Source organism: Frigoribacterium sp. CFBP 8766 (genome assembly GCF_014841435.1).
GTDB lineage: Bacteria > Actinomycetota > Actinomycetes > Actinomycetales > Microbacteriaceae > Frigoribacterium.
In genome coordinates, this window is the sequence record NZ_JACYTX010000001.1 from 41,922 (window position 1) to 56,414 (window position 14,493).

The following is a 14,493-nucleotide window of genomic DNA, read 5'->3' on the forward strand; positions in this document are numbered from 1 at the left end:
ACCCCAGGCGCCGCGGTTAGGATCGACCCCATGACCGTCGACGCGCGCATCGCCCCCGCCGACGGCCGTCGTCCCCGGCGACGGCGCCGCCCCGTGTCGTTCGTCGGCGTGCTCGGCGAGCTCCTCATCACGGCCGGCGTCCTGGTGCTGCTCTTCATCGCGTGGCAGCAGTGGTTCAACGACCTGGTCGTGGCAGGCGAGCACCGGGACCAGGCCTCGCAGCTCTCGCAGCAGCTCGAGCGCCAGGCGCAGGAGGCGCCTCCCGCCACCGCGGACGAGGCCGGCGACCCCCCGGTCACCGCCGCCCCCGCCGAGGCGGAGACCTTCGCGAACCTGTACGTGCCGCGTTTCGGCGCCGACTACGCGGTGCCGATCGCGGGCGGCACGAGCACGGTCCGCACCCTGAACAAGATCGGCATCGGGCACTACGACGACACGCAGATGCCCGGCGAGGTCGGCAACTTCGGGATCGCCGCGCACCGGACGACCTACGGCGCCCCGTTCAACGAGGTCGCCGACCTGCGACCGGGCGACGAGCTTTACGTCCAGACGGCCGACGGCTGGTACACCTACACCTTCCGCAACCTCCAGTACGTGCAGGCGACCCAGGTCTCGGTGCTCCAGCCCGTGCCCGACGCACCTGACGTCTCCGCCGCCTCCGGGGAGCGCCTCATCACCCTCACCAGCTGCAACCCCATGTTCACCGCCCAGGAGCGCATCGTCGCCTACGGCGTCTTCGACTCGTGGCAGCCGCTCTCGGACGGCCCGCCCGCCGCCCTGGCCGCGGCCGGGATCGGGGGCTGACCGTGTACGGCGCCCTCTGGCGCGTGCTCCCGGGCCCCTGGTGGCTGCGGCTCCTGTTGCTGCTCGTGCTCCTCGCCGCCGTCCTGTTCGCCCTGGTCGAGTGGGTCTTCCCGCTCGTGAACGAGCTCGTCCCCGCCCCCGACGTCACCGTGGAGGAACAATGACGCGCATCCTGGTCGTCGACAACTACGACAGCTTCGTCTACACGCTGAACGGCTACCTGCAGCAGCTCGGGGCCGAGACCGACGTCGTGCGCAACGACGCCTTCGGCCGCGACGAGATCGCCGGTCGCATCGCCGAGTACGACGCCGTCCTGCTCTCGCCCGGCCCGGGCACGCCGGCGGCGGCGGGCGTCTCGGTCGACGTCGTGCACGCCGCCCTCGCGGTCGACAAGCCGCTGCTCGGCGTCTGCCTCGGCCACCAGGCCATCGCCGAGGCACTCGGCGCCACCGTCACGCACGCGGAAGAGCTGATGCACGGCAAGACGTCGCGCGTCGAGCACGACGACAGCGCCTTCTACGCCGACGTGCCGCAGCCCTTCACGGCCACCCGGTACCACTCGCTGGCCGTCGTCGACGAGACGGTGCCGGGCGACCTCGAGGTCACGTCCCGCACCTCCGGCGGGGTCATCATGGGCCTGCAGCACCGTTCCGCGCCGCTCTACGGCGTGCAGTTCCACCCGGAGTCGGTGCTCACCCAGGGCGGCTACCAGATGATCGGCAACTGGCTCGGCGTCGCCGGCCTGCCGGAGGCGTCGGTCACCGCGCGCTCGCTGAGCCCGCTGGTCGACCTGAGCTGACGTCGGCCCCCGGCCGCGTCGGCCGTCTGGGCCCGTGGCCGTCAGCAGCCGCGCGGGTCAGCCTGCGCTGCACACGCCGAGCGTGATCTCGGAACCCTGCGGCTGGTCTCCCGGCGGGAGGGACTGGTTGGACACGCTGCCGCCGGAGCAGCCGGGGTCGACGTACGACTTGACCGTCAGGCCGAGCTGGTCGCCGAGGACCGAGACGGCCTGCTCGAACGACTGGCGGGTCACGTCGGGCACGCTCACCTTGCCGTTGCTGACGACGAGGTCGACCGTGCTGCCGACGTCGACCTGGGTGCCGGCCGCCGGCGTCGACTCGAGCACGCCGTTCTCGGGGACGTCGGGCGAGTAGTCGGAGACCTGCTGCCCCTGGACGAGCCCGGCCGCGGTGATCGCGGCCCAGGCTGCGTCGAGCTGCTGGCCGTCGACGCCGGGCATCGCGACCTGGACGGGCCCCGAGGACACCGTGACGGCCACGGCGGAGTTCTTGAGCACGGCCGTGCCGGCCTCCGGGTCGGTGGAGATGACGAGGCCCTCGTCGACGGTGTCGCTCGGGGCGTCGGTGCGCGTCACCGTGAGGTCGAGGTCGCCCAGCTGGGCGGCGACGTCGTCGTAGGTGCTGCCGGCGACGACGGGGATGGTCGAGGTCTGGGCGTTGTCGATCTGGGGCGGCTGGAGGTTCACCACCCAGAACACCACGGCCACGATCACGATGCCGACGAGCACGATGCCCGCCCAGATCCAGGCGACCGGGGGTCGGGTCTGCGTCCGCTGGGGCCGGTCGTTGTCGTCGGAGGAGAGTTCCTTGAGCGCGGCCTCGCTGCCGACCCGGCTGTGCGGGTCGACGCCGAAGAGCGTCGAGCCGGCCTCGGGCGCGGCCCGGCGTCGCTCGGGCGCACGACCCTCGCCGGCGGCGTGGACGTCGGCCCGGAAGTCGGCGGCCGTCTGGAAGCGCTCGAAGCGGTCCTTCGCGAGGGCACGGAGCACCACGGCGTCCAAGGCCGGGGAGACCGCGGGCGCCACCGTGCTCGGGGGCACGGGCGCTTCGCTGACGTGCTGGTAGGCGACCGCCACGGGGGAGTCGCCCCGGAACGGCGCGCGGCCGGTGAGGAGCTCGAAGAGCAGGACGCCGGTCGAGTAGAGGTCGGAGCGGGCGTCGACCGTCTCGCCCCGTGCCTGCTCGGGGCTGAAGTACTGGGCCGTGCCGAGGATGGTCGTCGTCTGCGCGACGGTCGCGGAGGAGTCGGAGATGGCTCGGGCGATGCCGAAGTCCATGACCTTGACCTGGCCGGAGTGCGTGATCATGACGTTGCCGGGCTTGATGTCGCGGTGCACGACGCCCGCCCGGTGCGAGTACTCGAGGGCGGTCAGGATGCCCTCGGTGATGCGGACGGCCTCGGTCGGGTCCATCGGGCCCTCGCGGACGACGTCCTTGAGGAGCCGCCCCTCGACGTACTCCATGACGATGAAGGGGACCTGCACCTCGTGGCCGCTGCGGTCCCGCGTCGACTCCTCGCCGGCGTCGAAGACGCGGACGATGGTGGGGTGCGCCATGCGGGCCGCGGCCTGCGCCTCCTGGCGGAAGCGGGTGCGGAATGCGGGGTCGGTGGCGAGCGACGGCTTCATCAGCTTGATCGCCACACGGCGGCCGAGCCGCGCGTCGGTCCCGACGTGGACGTCGGCCATCCCGCCCCGGCCGATCAGCTCGCCGATCTGGTACCGGTTGGCGAGGAGGTGGATGCCCTCTCTCACGCCTTCAGCCACGCGCCAGTCTCCCCTCTGGGACCCCGCTGCCTGCGCGACCCTTCCGAACCGCACCCAGTGTATCCGGGCCTCGACCCCCGGACGGGGCCGCCGCCTACGCCAGAGGGATGNGGGGGACGGACCCTCGCGCTACCCGTCCTCGCCGTTGCTGGGGCTCGGGCTGGGGCTCATGGCGGGAGCCGTGACGGCGACCGTCACGCCGGCCGACGGAGCCGAGCTCAGCTGGCCGCAGACGGCCACGTACTGGACGGTCATGTTGCCGGGCGTCGCCGACTTCACGGACACGCTCGTGACGTTCGTGCCGAGCTGTCCGCTGGTCTGGCCGGCGGTGTCCGTGCCGCCCGTGACCGAGTACGTGTACCCGGTCAGCGTGTAGCCCACGGGGCAGTTGCCGTACGCCTGCCACGAGATGGTGACCTGCTCCTGGCCGTCGCCGCTGACCTGGGGCGCGGAGGCGGTCGGCGCCGTGGGCTGCGGGGGCGTCGGCGCGGCACGGTAGATGTACATCGTCACCGAGGCGCCGATGGGCACGTTGCCGCTGCGGTCGAGGCCCGCGACGGTGCCGACCGCGGCCTCGTCGGGCGCCTGCGTGGTCGCGTCGACCGACAGGACGTCGAGGCCCAGGTCGGCGAGTCGGCTGCGGGCGTCGTCCTCGGCGAGGCCGACGTAGGCGCTCTCGTCGACGGCGACCGTCGTCGGGCTCGGCTCCGGCTCCGGCGTCGTGGTCGACGGGGACGGCGCGGGGGCCGACGACGACGGGGTGGTCGGGGCCGGCGCCGGGTCGTCCGAGTTCACCGCGAACGCGACGAGGGCAGCGACACCGACCAGGACGATGACGCCCAGCACGATGAGGGGCCAGAACCACGGGCTGCGCGGCTTCTTCTCGTCGTCCAGCTCGTCGCCCTCGCCGCGCTGGGCCTCGGGGTCGGCGGAGCCGGGCGTCCAGGCGGCGGCGCCCGGCTGCTGGCGCGTGCTGCCGGTGGGGTCGTAGAGCTGGGTGGTGGCGTCCTGGGCGCTGAAGGCCTGGGTCGCGGCGTCGCCTGCCCCGGCGGCGGCCATGCCGATCATCGGGACCGCCACGGTGGCAGCGGCCACGTCGCCTCGACGCAGGGCCCGGGCCGCCTGGGCGAGCGCCGAGGCGCTGGCGGGGCGGTCGGCCGGCTTCTTGGCGATGCAGGAGAGCACCAGGCGACGCACGGGCTCGGACACCGTCGAGGGCAGGTCCGGCGGCTGCTCGTTGATCTGCGCCATCGCGATGGCGACCTGCGACTCACCCGTGAACGGACGCCGGCCGGCCAGCGCCTCGTACGCCACGATGCCGAGCGAGTAGATGTCGGTGCTCGGCGACGCGGGGTGCCCGCTCGCCTGCTCGGGCGACAGGTACTGCACCGTTCCCATGACCTGGCCGGTGGCGGTGAGCGGCACCTGGTCGGCGATGCGCGCGATGCCGAAGTCGGTGATCTTGACGCGGCCGTCGGGCGTCACGAGCAGGTTGCCCGGCTTGATGTCCCGGTGCACGAGGCCCGCGGCGTGGGCCGCCTGCAGGGCGGAGGCGGTCTGCGCGACGATGTCGAGCACCTTGTCGGTGGGCAGCACCCGGTCGCGCTCGAGCACGGTCGACATGGCCTCGCCGGGGACGAGCTCCATCACGAGGTAGGCGCTGCCCTCTTCCTCGCCGTAGTCGAAGACGTTCGCGATGCCCTCGTGGTTGACGAGGGCGGCGTGCCGCGCCTCGGCGCGGAAGCGCTCGAGGAACCCGGGGTCGCCGAGGTACTCGTCCTTGAGGATCTTGATCGCGACCGTGCGGCCGATGACCAGGTCCGTGGCTTCCCAGACCTCGCCCATGCCGCCGATGGCGACGCGGGTCGACAACTGGTATCGCCCACCGAAGGTGATTCCGCCGGAAGGTCTCATTTGTTCAGCACCGCCTCTAGTACTTTCTTCGCGATTGGTGACGCGACACTGTTCCCGAACGCGGACTGTCCGAGTCCGCCGCCGTTCTCGACGACCACCGAGATGGCCACTTCTGGGTCCGCCGCCGGCGCGAAGCCGGTGAACCACAACGTGTAGGGGTCGCCCGGGCCGTTCTCGGCCGTTCCCGTCTTGCCCGCGACGTCGACACCAGCGATTCTCGCACCGCTGGCGGCGCCGTCCGCGACGTCCTGCACCATCATGTCGGTCATCGTCTGAGCCGTCGCCGTGCTGACCGGTTTCCCGTACTCGCTGGGCGAGAAGTCCTCCACAGGGCTGAGGTCCGGGTTCAGGACGCTCTCGATGAGCGTCGGGTCCATGAGCGTGCCGCCGTTGGCGATCGCGGACGAGACCATGGCCATCTGGAGCGGCGTGACACGGTCCGAGCCCTGGCCGAACGACTGCAGCATGAGCGTGGCGTCGTCGATCGGCTCTCCGTCGCGCTCGATCGGGAAGCGGCTCGGCGTGACGGCCTGGGGGATGTCGATCGAGTCGTCGCCGAAGCCGAACGCCGCGGCCTGGTCGGCCATGGCGTCGGCGCCGAGCGCCTGCCCGAGCTGGGCCATGGGGATGTTGCACGACAGGCGGAGAGCGGTGGCGATGGTGGCCGTCTCGCCGCCTCCGCAGCTGCCGCCCTCGGCGTTGTTGATGCTGAAGGTGGAGCCGGGCAGCTGCAGGGTCGCCGGGTTCGGGAACTCGCTGTCGGGGGTGTAGTCGCCGCTCTCGAGGGCCGCGGCGACCGTGACCAGCTTGAACGTGGAGCCCGGGGCGTAGAGGTCGCCCTGGATCGCCCTGTTCTGCAGCGGGTCGGACGGGTCGGCGACGAGGGCGTCGTACGAGCTCTTGACCGCCGCGGGGTCGTGCGACGCGAGAGGGTTCGGGTCGTAGCTCTGCTTCGACACCATGGCGAGGATCTTGCCCGTCGCCGGGTCCATCGCGACGACCGAGCCGGAGTTGTCGCCGAGGGCGTCGTAGGCCGCCTGCTGCACCGCGGGGTCGAGCGTGAGGTTCACCGTGGCGCCCTCCGGGTCCTGGCCGGTGAGCAGGGAGTTGATCTGGTCGAAGAACTGCGAGTTGGCGTTGCCCGTCAGCTGCTGGTTCATGGCGTCCTCGACGCCGCGAGAGCCCTGGCCGAGCGTGTAGTAGCCCGTCACGGGGGCGTAGAGCTCCGGCTGCGGGTAGGTCCGCTGGAACTCGTACACGTCGTCGACGGGCACCGACTGCGCCACGGGCTGGCCGCCCACGAGGATCGGGCCGCGCTGGGCCGAGTAGCTCGCGAGCAGGGACCGGTAGTTGCGCCCGTCGGCGCGCAGCGTGTCGGCCTGGATCGTCGTGATGTACGAGCTCGAGATGAAGAGCGCCACGAACATGGCGAGCACCACGAAGCTCACGCGCTTGAGTTCTTTGTTCATCAGCCGATCACCAGCCTCGGTTGGTCGCGGACGGAGTCGGACAGCCGCAAGAGGAGCGCCACGATGATCCAGTTCGCCACGAGGGAGGAGCCGCCCGCGGCCATGAAGGGGGCCGTCAGCCCGGTCAGGGGGATCACCCGCGTGACGCCGCCCATCACGACGAACACCTGCAGGGCGATGACGAAGGCGATGCCGACGCCGAGCATCCGCCCGAAGTCGTCCTGGCCGACGAAGCCGATGCGGAAGCCACGGGAGACGAGCAGCAGGTAGAGCGCCAGGATCGCGAAGATCCCGGCCAGCCCGAGCTCCTCGCCGAGCGAGGCGAAGATGTAGTCGCTCTCGGCGAGGGGCGTCGTCTGCGGACGGCCCTGGCCGAGCCCGGTGCCGACGAGGCCGCCGTTCGCGAAGCCGAACAGGCCCGTCACGAGCTGGAACGAGCCGCCGTCGGCCGTGTACTCGGCAGGGTCGAACGGGTTGAGCCAGGCCCGGAAGCGCCCCTGGACGTACCCGAGGAACGTGCTGGCGACGATGGCGCCCCCGAGGAACATCGTGAGGCCCAGCACGATCCAGCTGCCGCGGCCCGTGCCGATGTAGATCATGACCAGGAACAGCCCGAAGTACAGCAGCGAGGTGCCGAGGTCGCGCTGGAAGATCAGCACGCCCATGGCGACGACCCAGACGATGAGGATCGGCCCGAGGTCGCGGGCGCGCGGGAACCGCATGCCGAGGATCTTGGGCCCCATCAGCGAGAGGTTGTCGCGGGCGGTCACCAGGTACCCCGCGAAGAAGATCGCCAGCGTGATCTTCGCGATCTCGCCCGGCTGGAACGAGAACGGGCCGATGTCGATCCAGACGCGCGCGTTCAGCCCCTCACGACCCAGGCCGGGGACCAGGGGCAGCAGGAGCAGCGCGATGGACACGAACATCGCGATGTAGCGGTACCGCGAGAGCACCCGGTAGTTGCGCACCACGATCAGCGCGACGAGCGCGATCGTCATCGCCATGACCGTCCACGCGATCTGCTTGATGCCGAAGGCGGCCCAGCCCTCGCGCCCGTAGGCGAGGTCGATCCGGTAGATCATCGAGATGCCGATGCCGTTGAGCGTCAGCGCGATCGGCAGGAGGAACGGGTCGGCCTCGCGGGCGACGACCCGGAGCACGAGGTGGAAGATCAGCCCGAGGCCGAGCACGGCGGAGCCGGCCACCAGCACGGAGGCGTCGATCGCCCCGGTCGCGCCCAGCTGCACGAGGACGATGGCCCCGGCGCAGATGCCGGCCGCGACGATCAGCAGCAGCAGCTCGAGGTTCCGCAGCTTCGCGGGCTGGCGCAGCCGCAGCGTGATCGCCTGCGTCAGGTTCTGGGCCTGCCCGGGGTCACGAGGCGAGGCACCGGAGGAGCGGGCGGGTCCGCGGGACGCCCCCGCGCCTCCTGCGGGACGGCCGATCAGCTCGGTGGAGGCCTCGTCGGACCACTGGTCATCGAGCGACGGCATCGGCCAGCCTCTCGACGATGGCGCGGGCGTCGCCCAGCGAGTCCGCGTTGATCGTGTCCTCGACGGTCTGCTGCGTGTAGTTCGGCAGGTCGTCCACCCGGACGTCGGTGACCTCGTGCACCTCGCTCAGCGTGATCGGGCCGAGCGTCTGCTGGACGCCCTTGTAGATCACGACCGTGCCGTTCCGCTCGCCGACGTAGTAGTGGTCCTGCGTCCACTGGTAGGCGAGGAACAGGCCGGCGACGAGGGCGCCGACGGCGACGACCAGCGCCACCAGCCAGGTGACGCGGCGACGGCGACGCCGACGCCTGTCCTCGGCGATGAGCTCGGCGAGGTACTCGTCGGACTCGGGCTCGAAGTGGCTGTCCTCCGGGGTCGAGGCGACCTTGAGGGGGTGCAGCAGGATCGTCGGCAGGCGCAGCGACTTGCGACCGGCCTCGCCCTCGAACGTCAGCGGGGCCGACGCCGAGCCGACCGTGACCGGAGGCTCGACGGACGAGTCGCCGGTGTCGTCGACGTCGACGACCACGACCGTCACGTTGTCGGGGGCGCCGTGGTCGAGGGTCTCCTTGACGAGGCGGCGCGTCGTCTGGTCGGCGTCGAGGCCGGCGGCGAGGGCCTTCTTGATGCGGTCCTCGGCGAGGTAGCTGCTCAGCCCGTCGGAGCAGATGAGCCAGCGGTCGCCCGGCTGGGTGCCGATGATGGCCGTGTCGATCTCGGGGGCCGCGTCGACGTCGCCGAGGACGCGCATCAGGACGCTCCTGCGGGGGTGGACCGCCGCCTCCTCGGCCGTGATCCGGCCGCTGTCGACGAGCCGCTGGACGAAGGTGTGGTCGGCGGTGATCTGGCTCAGCTCGCCGTCGCGCCACAGGTAGATGCGGGAGTCGCCGATGTGGGCGATCGTCATGCTGTCGCCGACGCGGAGCAGCGCGCTCACGGTCGTGCCCATGCCGGTGAGCTCCTGGTGCTCGAAGACCGTCTCGGCGAGCAGCTGGTTGGCCGCGATCAGCGACGACTGCAGCGCGAACTCCGCGTCGCCCGGCGACGTGTACTGCTTGTCGGTCTCGCGGATGCGGCGGATGGCGATGGCCGAGGCGACGTCGCCGCCGGCGTGGCCGCCCATGCCGTCCGCGACGACGAACAGCTGCTGACCGGCGTAGCCGCTGTCCTGGTTGTTGGACCGGATCTTGCCCACGTTGGACAGGGCGGCACTCTTGGGCGTCGTCATCGGGCGGCTACCGTCGCAGCTCGAAGCTCGTCTGCCCGATCGTCACCGTGGCGCCCGTCGGCACCGGAGTGGGGACGGTGACGCGCTCGTCCGCGAGGAACGTCCCGTTCGTGCTGTCCAGATCTTGCACGACCCAGCGTCCGTTCCAGAGCATCAGCCGGGCGTGGTGCGTCGAGGTGTAGTCGTCGCGGATCACCAGGTTGCTCTCCTGCGACCGACCGATCGTGAGGGGGCCGTCGCCGAGCGGCATCTCGAGGCCCGCCTTGGCGCCCTTCGTGATGACGAGGCGCGTCGCGGCCCCGTCGGACGAGGGGGCGGCAGGAGGGCGCTGCTGCGCGGGCGCCGGCGTGGACACGGGCCGGGGCGCAGGAGGCGCGGCGGCGGCCGACGAGGCTCGTCCCGGCTGCTGGTCGGTCGGCATCTTGCGCGCGCGCTGGCCGAAGAGGTCGGACCGCAGGGCGAAGACGACGGCGAAGACGAAGAGCCACAGCACGGCCAGGAAGGCGAAGCGGAGGGCGAAGAGGGTCAGCTCACTGGTCACCAGGATCCCCCTCGGACGTCGGGCCCGTCGAAGGGGTCGGGCGTCGATGACTGGGGGAGCACCCGGAACACGATACGCGTACGACCGATCTCGATGACCGAGTCGGGCTGCAGGGCCGCCTTCGAGAGCGGTGCGCCGTTCAGCTTCGAGCCGTTCGTGGAGCCCAGGTCGCGAGCCTGCGCGCGCTGGCCGTCCCAGAGGATCTCGACGTGCTTGCGGCTCGTGCCCGTGTCCTGCACGGTGATGTCCGCGTCGCTGCCGCGGCCGATGACGGTGCGCTGGCCGGTGATGGCGTGGCGCGTGCCGTCGACGTCGACGAACGGGCGCCACTTCACGTCGCCCTGCACGTTGCGCGAGTCGACGGCGAGGATGCCGACGCTCAGGGCCTCGTCCTCCCGGAGCTGGACCCGGAGCGGACCGGCGAACTGGTAGCCCTGCGCCGTCGCGTGACGCTGCGTGAGCTGCGTGAGCTCGTCGATCAGGGCGGGACCCACGGAGGCCATCGCCTCGTGGTCGGCCGGGGACAGCCGGACCAGGAGCTCGTTCGGCACGAGGATGCGGTCACGGGAGACCACCGCCGCCTTCGTGTCGAGCTCGCGCCGCAGCGCGCTCGTGATCTCGAGGGGCTGCACGCTCGAACGGAACGTCTTGGCGAAGGCGCCGTTCACGGCGCGCTCCAGCCCGCGTTCGAAGTTGTCGAGCAGTCCCATGGGTCTCCAGGTTCGGGGGTCGCTGGTCGCCCGATCTTAGCCGGACGGCGTGGACGGCCCCCGCAGGTGCTCTGACGGGGCGCTCGGACATGATAATGTTCTCGAGTTCGCGCGAGTGGCGGAATTGGCAGACGCGCTGGCTTCAGGTGCCAGTGCTCGAAAGGGCGTGGGGGTTCAAGTCCCCCCTCGCGCACGAACGAAAATGGCTCACCCCTGCGGGTGAGCCATTTCCTTTGTGTTCGTCTGGCTGCGCCGCCGCCCCTGCGGCGCAGCGTCGAGAGGCCCTCCTGTAGGAGGGCCTTTTTCGTTCGTCGTGCCTTCTGTCGCGCCGCCGCCCCTGCGGCGCTTCGGCGCTGCGGGGTCAGGCGAGCGGGGCGATCAGGCGGGGGCCGGTGTTGCGCACCGAGCCGACGTCGCGCGTGACCTCGTGGTGCACGAGGTCGTGGGCCACCTCGAAGGAGGCGCGGTCGAGCAGCGCGAGCAGCTCGCCCGTGTCGAGGTGGTCGCCCAGCCAGTCGTCGTAGGCGTCGGGCGTGAGGCAGGACGGCATCCGGTCGTGGACCTCGCCGGGAGCCACGTGGGCGTCCCGGGTGATGATCGACATCGAGAGCACCCACCGCGTCGGGTCGTCCTCGTCCTTGCCGGGGTCGGGCCACGCGCTCATCACGCCGGCCATCGCGAGGCCGGCGTCCGGCTGGTGCACGAAGTGCGGCTGCTTGCCCGTCTCGGTGACGACCCACTCGTAGTACCCGAGGGCCGGCACGATGCAGCGTGCCTGCGCGAACGGCCGGCGGAACATCCCGCTCGTCGCGACGGTCTCGACGCGGGCGTTGATCGGCTGGGGCCGTTTCTTCAGGTCGGGGTACCACGAGGGCGTCAGCCCCCAGCGCGCCTGGGCGAGCTCACGTTCGCCGTGGCGCGTGCGCACCACGGGCACCGTCGTGGTCGGGGCGACGTTGAAGTCGTCCGGCAGGGTCCCGAGACCGGCGAGCAGGTCGGGCATCAGGTCCGACGTGGCCTTCGCGATGACGTAGCGGCCGCACATGGCGTCAGTCTGCTCCCGTCGGGACGTCGGGGGAAGAGGCCGGACCGGGGCCCTCTGTCGACGGGGCGCCGGACGGTTCCCCTCGGGGGCACCCGCGTGGTTCACTGTGGCCACGCGCGGCGGCGCCGCCGCCGCTCGGGAGCAGGAGAGGTGGTCGCCGTGGCTCGCTCAGGAGAGGTCCCGGACCCGGCGGAGGAGCTGCGCGGCTGGGTGGTCGTGGGCGTCGTCCCTGCCACCGCCGAGGCCGTCGTCGCCCGGGCCGCGGAGTTCGCGCGCCGGTTCGGCACCGGGCTCGCCTGCGTGGCGGTCGAGCCCGACCGGATGGCCTTCGCCGAGAGCATCGACGGGACCGTGCTCTCGTACCCGATCGCGCCGGAGGACTGGGCCGACGAGATCACGTTCGAGCCGGAGCTGCGCGAGCGCCTGCTCACCGTGCTCGTCGACCACGCCGGGCCCGTGGCCTTCGTGGCGCTCACGGGCGACCCCGCGACCGGCCTCGCGTCGTTCGCCGGCACGGTCGACGCGCCGATGATCGTGGTGGGCAGCCGGGAGGCGGGGCTCCGGGGGAGCCTGCGCGAGTTCTTCGCCGGTTCCGTGGCGCTGCACCTCAGCCACCGGCAGACGCGACCCGTGGTCGTCGTGCCGCTCGCACCCGTGGCCCGCACGCAGGCGCTGCCGTGGGAGGACGAGCTGTAGCGGCGCCTCCTGCTCAGTCGTGCGTGGCGCGCTCGTGCTCGGCGTGGTCGGCCGGCTCGAGCTGGAACGTCGCGTGCTCCACCTCGAAGTGCGAGGCGAGGCACTTGTCGAGGGCGTCGAGCGTCTCGTCGACGCGCATGTCGCAGAACACGTCGCGCTCGACCACGACGTGCGCCGAGAAGACGGTCGCGCCGCTGGTGATCTGCCAGGCGTGCACGTCGTGGGCGGAGACCACCCCGGCCGTGTCGGTGATGTGCGCGCGCACGGCCGCGAGGTCGATGTCGCCCGGCGCCGAGCCGAAGAGCACGCGCACGGCCTCGCGCAGCAGCGACCACGCCCGCGGCACGATCATGGCCGCGATGATCAGCGAGCCCACCGAGTCGGCCTGGGCGAAGCCCGTCGTCAGCACGACGACCGAGGCGACGACGACCGCCGCCGACCCGAGCAGGTCGCCGAGCACCTCGAGGTAGGCGCCGCGCATGTTGATCGAGTGGGAGGCGCCGCCGCGCAGCACGAGCAGCGCCACGACGTTGGTGGCCCCGCCCACGAGGCCGACGACGAGCATCGGCAGGCCCAGCACCTCGAGGTGGCTCGGGTCGAGGAGCCGCGACACGGCGGCGACGGCCACGGAGAGCGAGACGGCGACGAGCACGAGGCCGTTGATCAGCGCCGCGAAGACCTCGGCGCGTCGGTAGCCGTAGGTCTGACGGCCGCTCGCGGGGCGGGCGGCGACGATCGTCGCCAGCAGGGCGATCACGAGGCCGGCGAGGTCGGAGGCCATGTGCCCGGAGTCGGCGAGCAGCGCGAGCGAGCCGGAGAGGGCCGCACCGACGAGCTGGGCGACGAGGCCCAGGGCGATGACGCCGATCGCGAGGCGCAGGCGACGGCCGTCGGCGGCCATGTGGCCGTGCGCGTGGTCGTGGCCCATGCGTCGCTCCTCACGTCACCCGGTCGGCCTGCCGGGTGCCGGCCGTCGTCGACCCTACCGGCGGCGACCGACGCTCGACAGGTGTGCGAGCCAGTCGATGACGAGGATCGTTCCCGACTGCGCGACCCAGGCAGAGAGGGGGAACACAGGAGGCGCCTCGGTCGTTGGGAGCGTCATGACCGAGACCTCCTCCTCCGTCCCCCGCCCCTCCTCGTCCGGCCCGCTCGTCGGCGTGACCGGAGCGACCGGTGCCGTGGGCGGCCGTGTCGCGGCGGCGCTCGCCGAGGCTGGCGTCCGGCAGCGCCTGGTCGTCCGCGACGCCTCGAGGGCGCCCCGCCTGGAGGGAGCCGAGGTGGCGGAGGCGACCTACGGCGACCACGAGGCCTCCGTCGCGGCGCTGCGCGGCGTCGACGTCCTCTTCATGGTCTCGGCCGCCGAGGCGCCCGACCGGCGGGCCCAGCACCTCGACTTCGTCGCGGCGGCCGCCGAGGCCGGCGTCGGCCACGTCGTCTACACGTCGTTCCAGGGCGCGGCGCCCGACGCCGTCTTCACCCTCGCCCGCGACCACTGGGCCACCGAGGAGGCGCTGCGCTCGTCGGGCATGCAGGTCACCCTGCTGCGCGACTCCTTCTACCTGGACGTGCTGCCTGAGTTCGCGGACGAGCAGGGCGTGCTCCGCGGGCCCGCCGGGTCGGGGCGCGTCGCCGCGGTCGCACGGGCGGACGTCGCGGACGTCGTCGCGGCCGTGCTGCAGGAGCCGTCAGCGCACGCCGGTGCGACCTACGAGCTGACCGGCTCGGAGGCGGTCAGCCTCGAGGAGGCCGCGGCACGCCTGGCCGGCGCGCTCGGCCGGCCGTTCTCGTTCGTGGACGAGACGCTCGACGAGGCGTACGCGTCACGGCAGCGCTGGCAGCCCGAGCCGTGGCAGGCCGATGCGTGGGTCAGCACGTACACGTCGATCGCGTCGGGCGAGGTGTCCCGCGTCACGACCGACGTCCGCGACCTGACCGGCCACGACCCGCTCACGATCGAGACCCTCTTCGGCCCGCGCGGCGCCTGAGCCGCCGACGGCGACGAGCTGCCGACGGCGACGTGCTGC

General features: G+C 72.1%; 15 protein-coding genes and 1 tRNA gene. 6 read left to right on the forward strand and 10 right to left on the reverse strand.

Annotation, left to right across the window (positions count from 1 at the left end; genetic code table 11):
- The first annotated feature begins 30 nt into the window (after positions 1-30).
- The 3 genes from IFT90_RS00205 to IFT90_RS00215 are packed head-to-tail and all read left to right on the forward strand — an operon-like array spanning position 31 to position 1,603.
- The gene (locus tag IFT90_RS00205; protein ID WP_192040497.1) at positions 31-804 is read left to right on the forward strand and encodes a class E sortase; all 774 of its coding nucleotides are present in this window, start codon (positions 31-33) and stop codon (positions 802-804) included.
- Between the two features lie 2 nt (positions 805-806).
- On the forward strand, positions 807-968 hold the full coding sequence (locus IFT90_RS00210; RefSeq protein WP_192040498.1) for a hypothetical protein: 162 nt from the start codon (positions 807-809) through the stop codon (positions 966-968).
- Positions 965-1,603, forward strand: a complete 639-nt coding sequence (locus IFT90_RS00215) for an aminodeoxychorismate/anthranilate synthase component II (protein WP_192040499.1) — start codon at positions 965-967, stop codon at positions 1,601-1,603. Before IFT90_RS00210 ends, IFT90_RS00215 begins: the two co-directional genes overlap by 4 nt.
- 57 nt (positions 1,604-1,660) lie before the next feature.
- Here IFT90_RS00215 and pknB read toward each other — a convergent pair whose 3' ends face one another.
- The 7 genes from pknB to IFT90_RS00250 all read right to left on the reverse strand — a co-directional run bounded on the left by pknB (position 1,661) and on the right by IFT90_RS00250 (position 10,725).
- A complete protein-coding gene (gene pknB, locus IFT90_RS00220; RefSeq protein WP_192040500.1) occupies positions 1,661-3,370 on the reverse strand; it encodes a Stk1 family PASTA domain-containing Ser/Thr kinase in 1,710 nt (569 codons plus the stop codon).
- A gap of 129 nt (positions 3,371-3,499) precedes the next feature.
- The gene (locus IFT90_RS00225) at positions 3,500-5,284 is read right to left on the reverse strand and encodes a serine/threonine-protein kinase (protein ID WP_192040501.1); all 1,785 of its coding nucleotides are present in this window, start codon (positions 5,282-5,284) and stop codon (positions 3,500-3,502) included.
- Positions 5,281-6,753 (reverse strand): penicillin-binding protein 2, encoded by a 1,473-nt coding sequence (locus IFT90_RS00230; protein ID WP_192040502.1) that lies wholly within the window; start codon positions 6,751-6,753, stop codon positions 5,281-5,283. The genes IFT90_RS00225 and IFT90_RS00230 overlap by 4 nt, the downstream gene beginning before the upstream one ends.
- Positions 6,753-8,246 carry an FtsW/RodA/SpoVE family cell cycle protein gene (locus IFT90_RS00235; RefSeq protein WP_192040503.1) on the reverse strand — a complete coding sequence of 498 codons (1,494 nt, stop codon included), beginning with the start codon at positions 8,244-8,246 and terminating at the stop codon, positions 6,753-6,755. The genes IFT90_RS00230 and IFT90_RS00235 overlap by 1 nt, the downstream gene beginning before the upstream one ends.
- The gene (locus IFT90_RS00240) at positions 8,230-9,474 is read right to left on the reverse strand and encodes a PP2C family serine/threonine-protein phosphatase (RefSeq protein ID WP_123547417.1); all 1,245 of its coding nucleotides are present in this window, start codon (positions 9,472-9,474) and stop codon (positions 8,230-8,232) included. The genes IFT90_RS00235 and IFT90_RS00240 overlap by 17 nt, the downstream gene beginning before the upstream one ends.
- Before the next feature lie 7 nt (positions 9,475-9,481).
- Complete coding sequence (locus tag IFT90_RS00245; RefSeq protein WP_370544942.1) at positions 9,482-10,015, reverse strand: FHA domain-containing protein; 534 nt, start codon at positions 10,013-10,015, stop codon at positions 9,482-9,484.
- Positions 10,012-10,725, reverse strand: a complete 714-nt coding sequence (locus tag IFT90_RS00250; RefSeq protein ID WP_123547418.1) for a DUF3662 and FHA domain-containing protein — start codon at positions 10,723-10,725, stop codon at positions 10,012-10,014. The genes IFT90_RS00245 and IFT90_RS00250 overlap by 4 nt, the downstream gene beginning before the upstream one ends.
- A gap of 109 nt (positions 10,726-10,834) precedes the next feature.
- Here IFT90_RS00250 and IFT90_RS00255 point away from each other — a divergent pair.
- Positions 10,835-10,918, forward strand: a tRNA-Leu gene (locus tag IFT90_RS00255).
- Positions 10,919-11,086: 168 nt separating this feature from the next.
- Here IFT90_RS00255 and IFT90_RS00260 read toward each other — a convergent pair.
- On the reverse strand, positions 11,087-11,770 hold the full coding sequence (locus tag IFT90_RS00260; RefSeq protein WP_192040504.1) for an SOS response-associated peptidase: 684 nt from the start codon (positions 11,768-11,770) through the stop codon (positions 11,087-11,089).
- Positions 11,771-11,929: 159 nt separating this feature from the next.
- On the opposite strand from IFT90_RS00260, the gene IFT90_RS00265 reads away from it, so the two are divergent.
- A complete protein-coding gene (locus tag IFT90_RS00265; RefSeq protein ID WP_192040505.1) occupies positions 11,930-12,466 on the forward strand; it encodes a universal stress protein in 537 nt (178 codons plus the stop codon).
- Between the two features lie 13 nt (positions 12,467-12,479).
- On the opposite strand, the gene IFT90_RS00270 is transcribed toward IFT90_RS00265, so the two are convergent.
- Positions 12,480-13,394: a cation diffusion facilitator family transporter gene (locus tag IFT90_RS00270; protein ID WP_192040506.1), complete on the reverse strand. Its 915-nt coding sequence runs from the start codon at positions 13,392-13,394 to the stop codon at positions 12,480-12,482.
- A gap of 54 nt (positions 13,395-13,448) precedes the next feature.
- The gene (locus tag IFT90_RS17215) at positions 13,449-13,571 is read right to left on the reverse strand and encodes a hypothetical protein (protein WP_256413418.1); all 123 of its coding nucleotides are present in this window, start codon (positions 13,569-13,571) and stop codon (positions 13,449-13,451) included.
- On the opposite strand from IFT90_RS17215, the gene IFT90_RS00275 reads away from it, so the two are divergent.
- Complete coding sequence (locus tag IFT90_RS00275) at positions 13,570-14,454, forward strand: NAD(P)H-binding protein (RefSeq protein WP_192040507.1); 885 nt, start codon at positions 13,570-13,572, stop codon at positions 14,452-14,454. The genes IFT90_RS17215 and IFT90_RS00275 overlap by 2 nt on opposite strands.
- Positions 14,455-14,493 lie beyond the last annotated feature (39 nt).

Bases quoted from the DNA above. Each gene is read 5' to 3' on its own strand.
- IFT90_RS00205 (WP_192040497.1), top strand. From the start codon at position 31: ATGACCGTCGACGCGCGCATCGCCCCCGCCGACGGCCGTCGTCCCCGG.
- IFT90_RS00215 (WP_192040499.1), top strand. From the start codon at position 965: ATGACGCGCATCCTGGTCGTCGACAACTACGACAGCTTCGTCTACACG.
- IFT90_RS00225 (WP_192040501.1), bottom strand. From the start codon at position 5,284: ATGAGACCTTCCGGCGGAATCACCTTCGGTGGGCGATACCAGTTGTCG.
- IFT90_RS00230 (WP_192040502.1), bottom strand. From the start codon at position 6,753: ATGAACAAAGAACTCAAGCGCGTGAGCTTCGTGGTGCTCGCCATGTTC.
- IFT90_RS00235 (WP_192040503.1), bottom strand. From the start codon at position 8,246: ATGCCGTCGCTCGATGACCAGTGGTCCGACGAGGCCTCCACCGAGCTG.
- IFT90_RS00240 (WP_123547417.1), bottom strand. From the start codon at position 9,474: ATGACGACGCCCAAGAGTGCCGCCCTGTCCAACGTGGGCAAGATCCGG.
- IFT90_RS00250 (WP_123547418.1), bottom strand. From the start codon at position 10,725: ATGGGACTGCTCGACAACTTCGAACGCGGGCTGGAGCGCGCCGTGAAC.
- IFT90_RS00260 (WP_192040504.1), bottom strand. From the start codon at position 11,770: ATGTGCGGCCGCTACGTCATCGCGAAGGCCACGTCGGACCTGATGCCC.
- IFT90_RS00270 (WP_192040506.1), bottom strand. From the start codon at position 13,394: ATGGGCCACGACCACGCGCACGGCCACATGGCCGCCGACGGCCGTCGC.
- IFT90_RS00275 (WP_192040507.1), top strand. From the start codon at position 13,570: ATGACCGAGACCTCCTCCTCCGTCCCCCGCCCCTCCTCGTCCGGCCCG.
- IFT90_RS17215 (WP_256413418.1), bottom strand. From the start codon at position 13,571: ATGACGCTCCCAACGACCGAGGCGCCTCCTGTGTTCCCCCTCTCTGCC.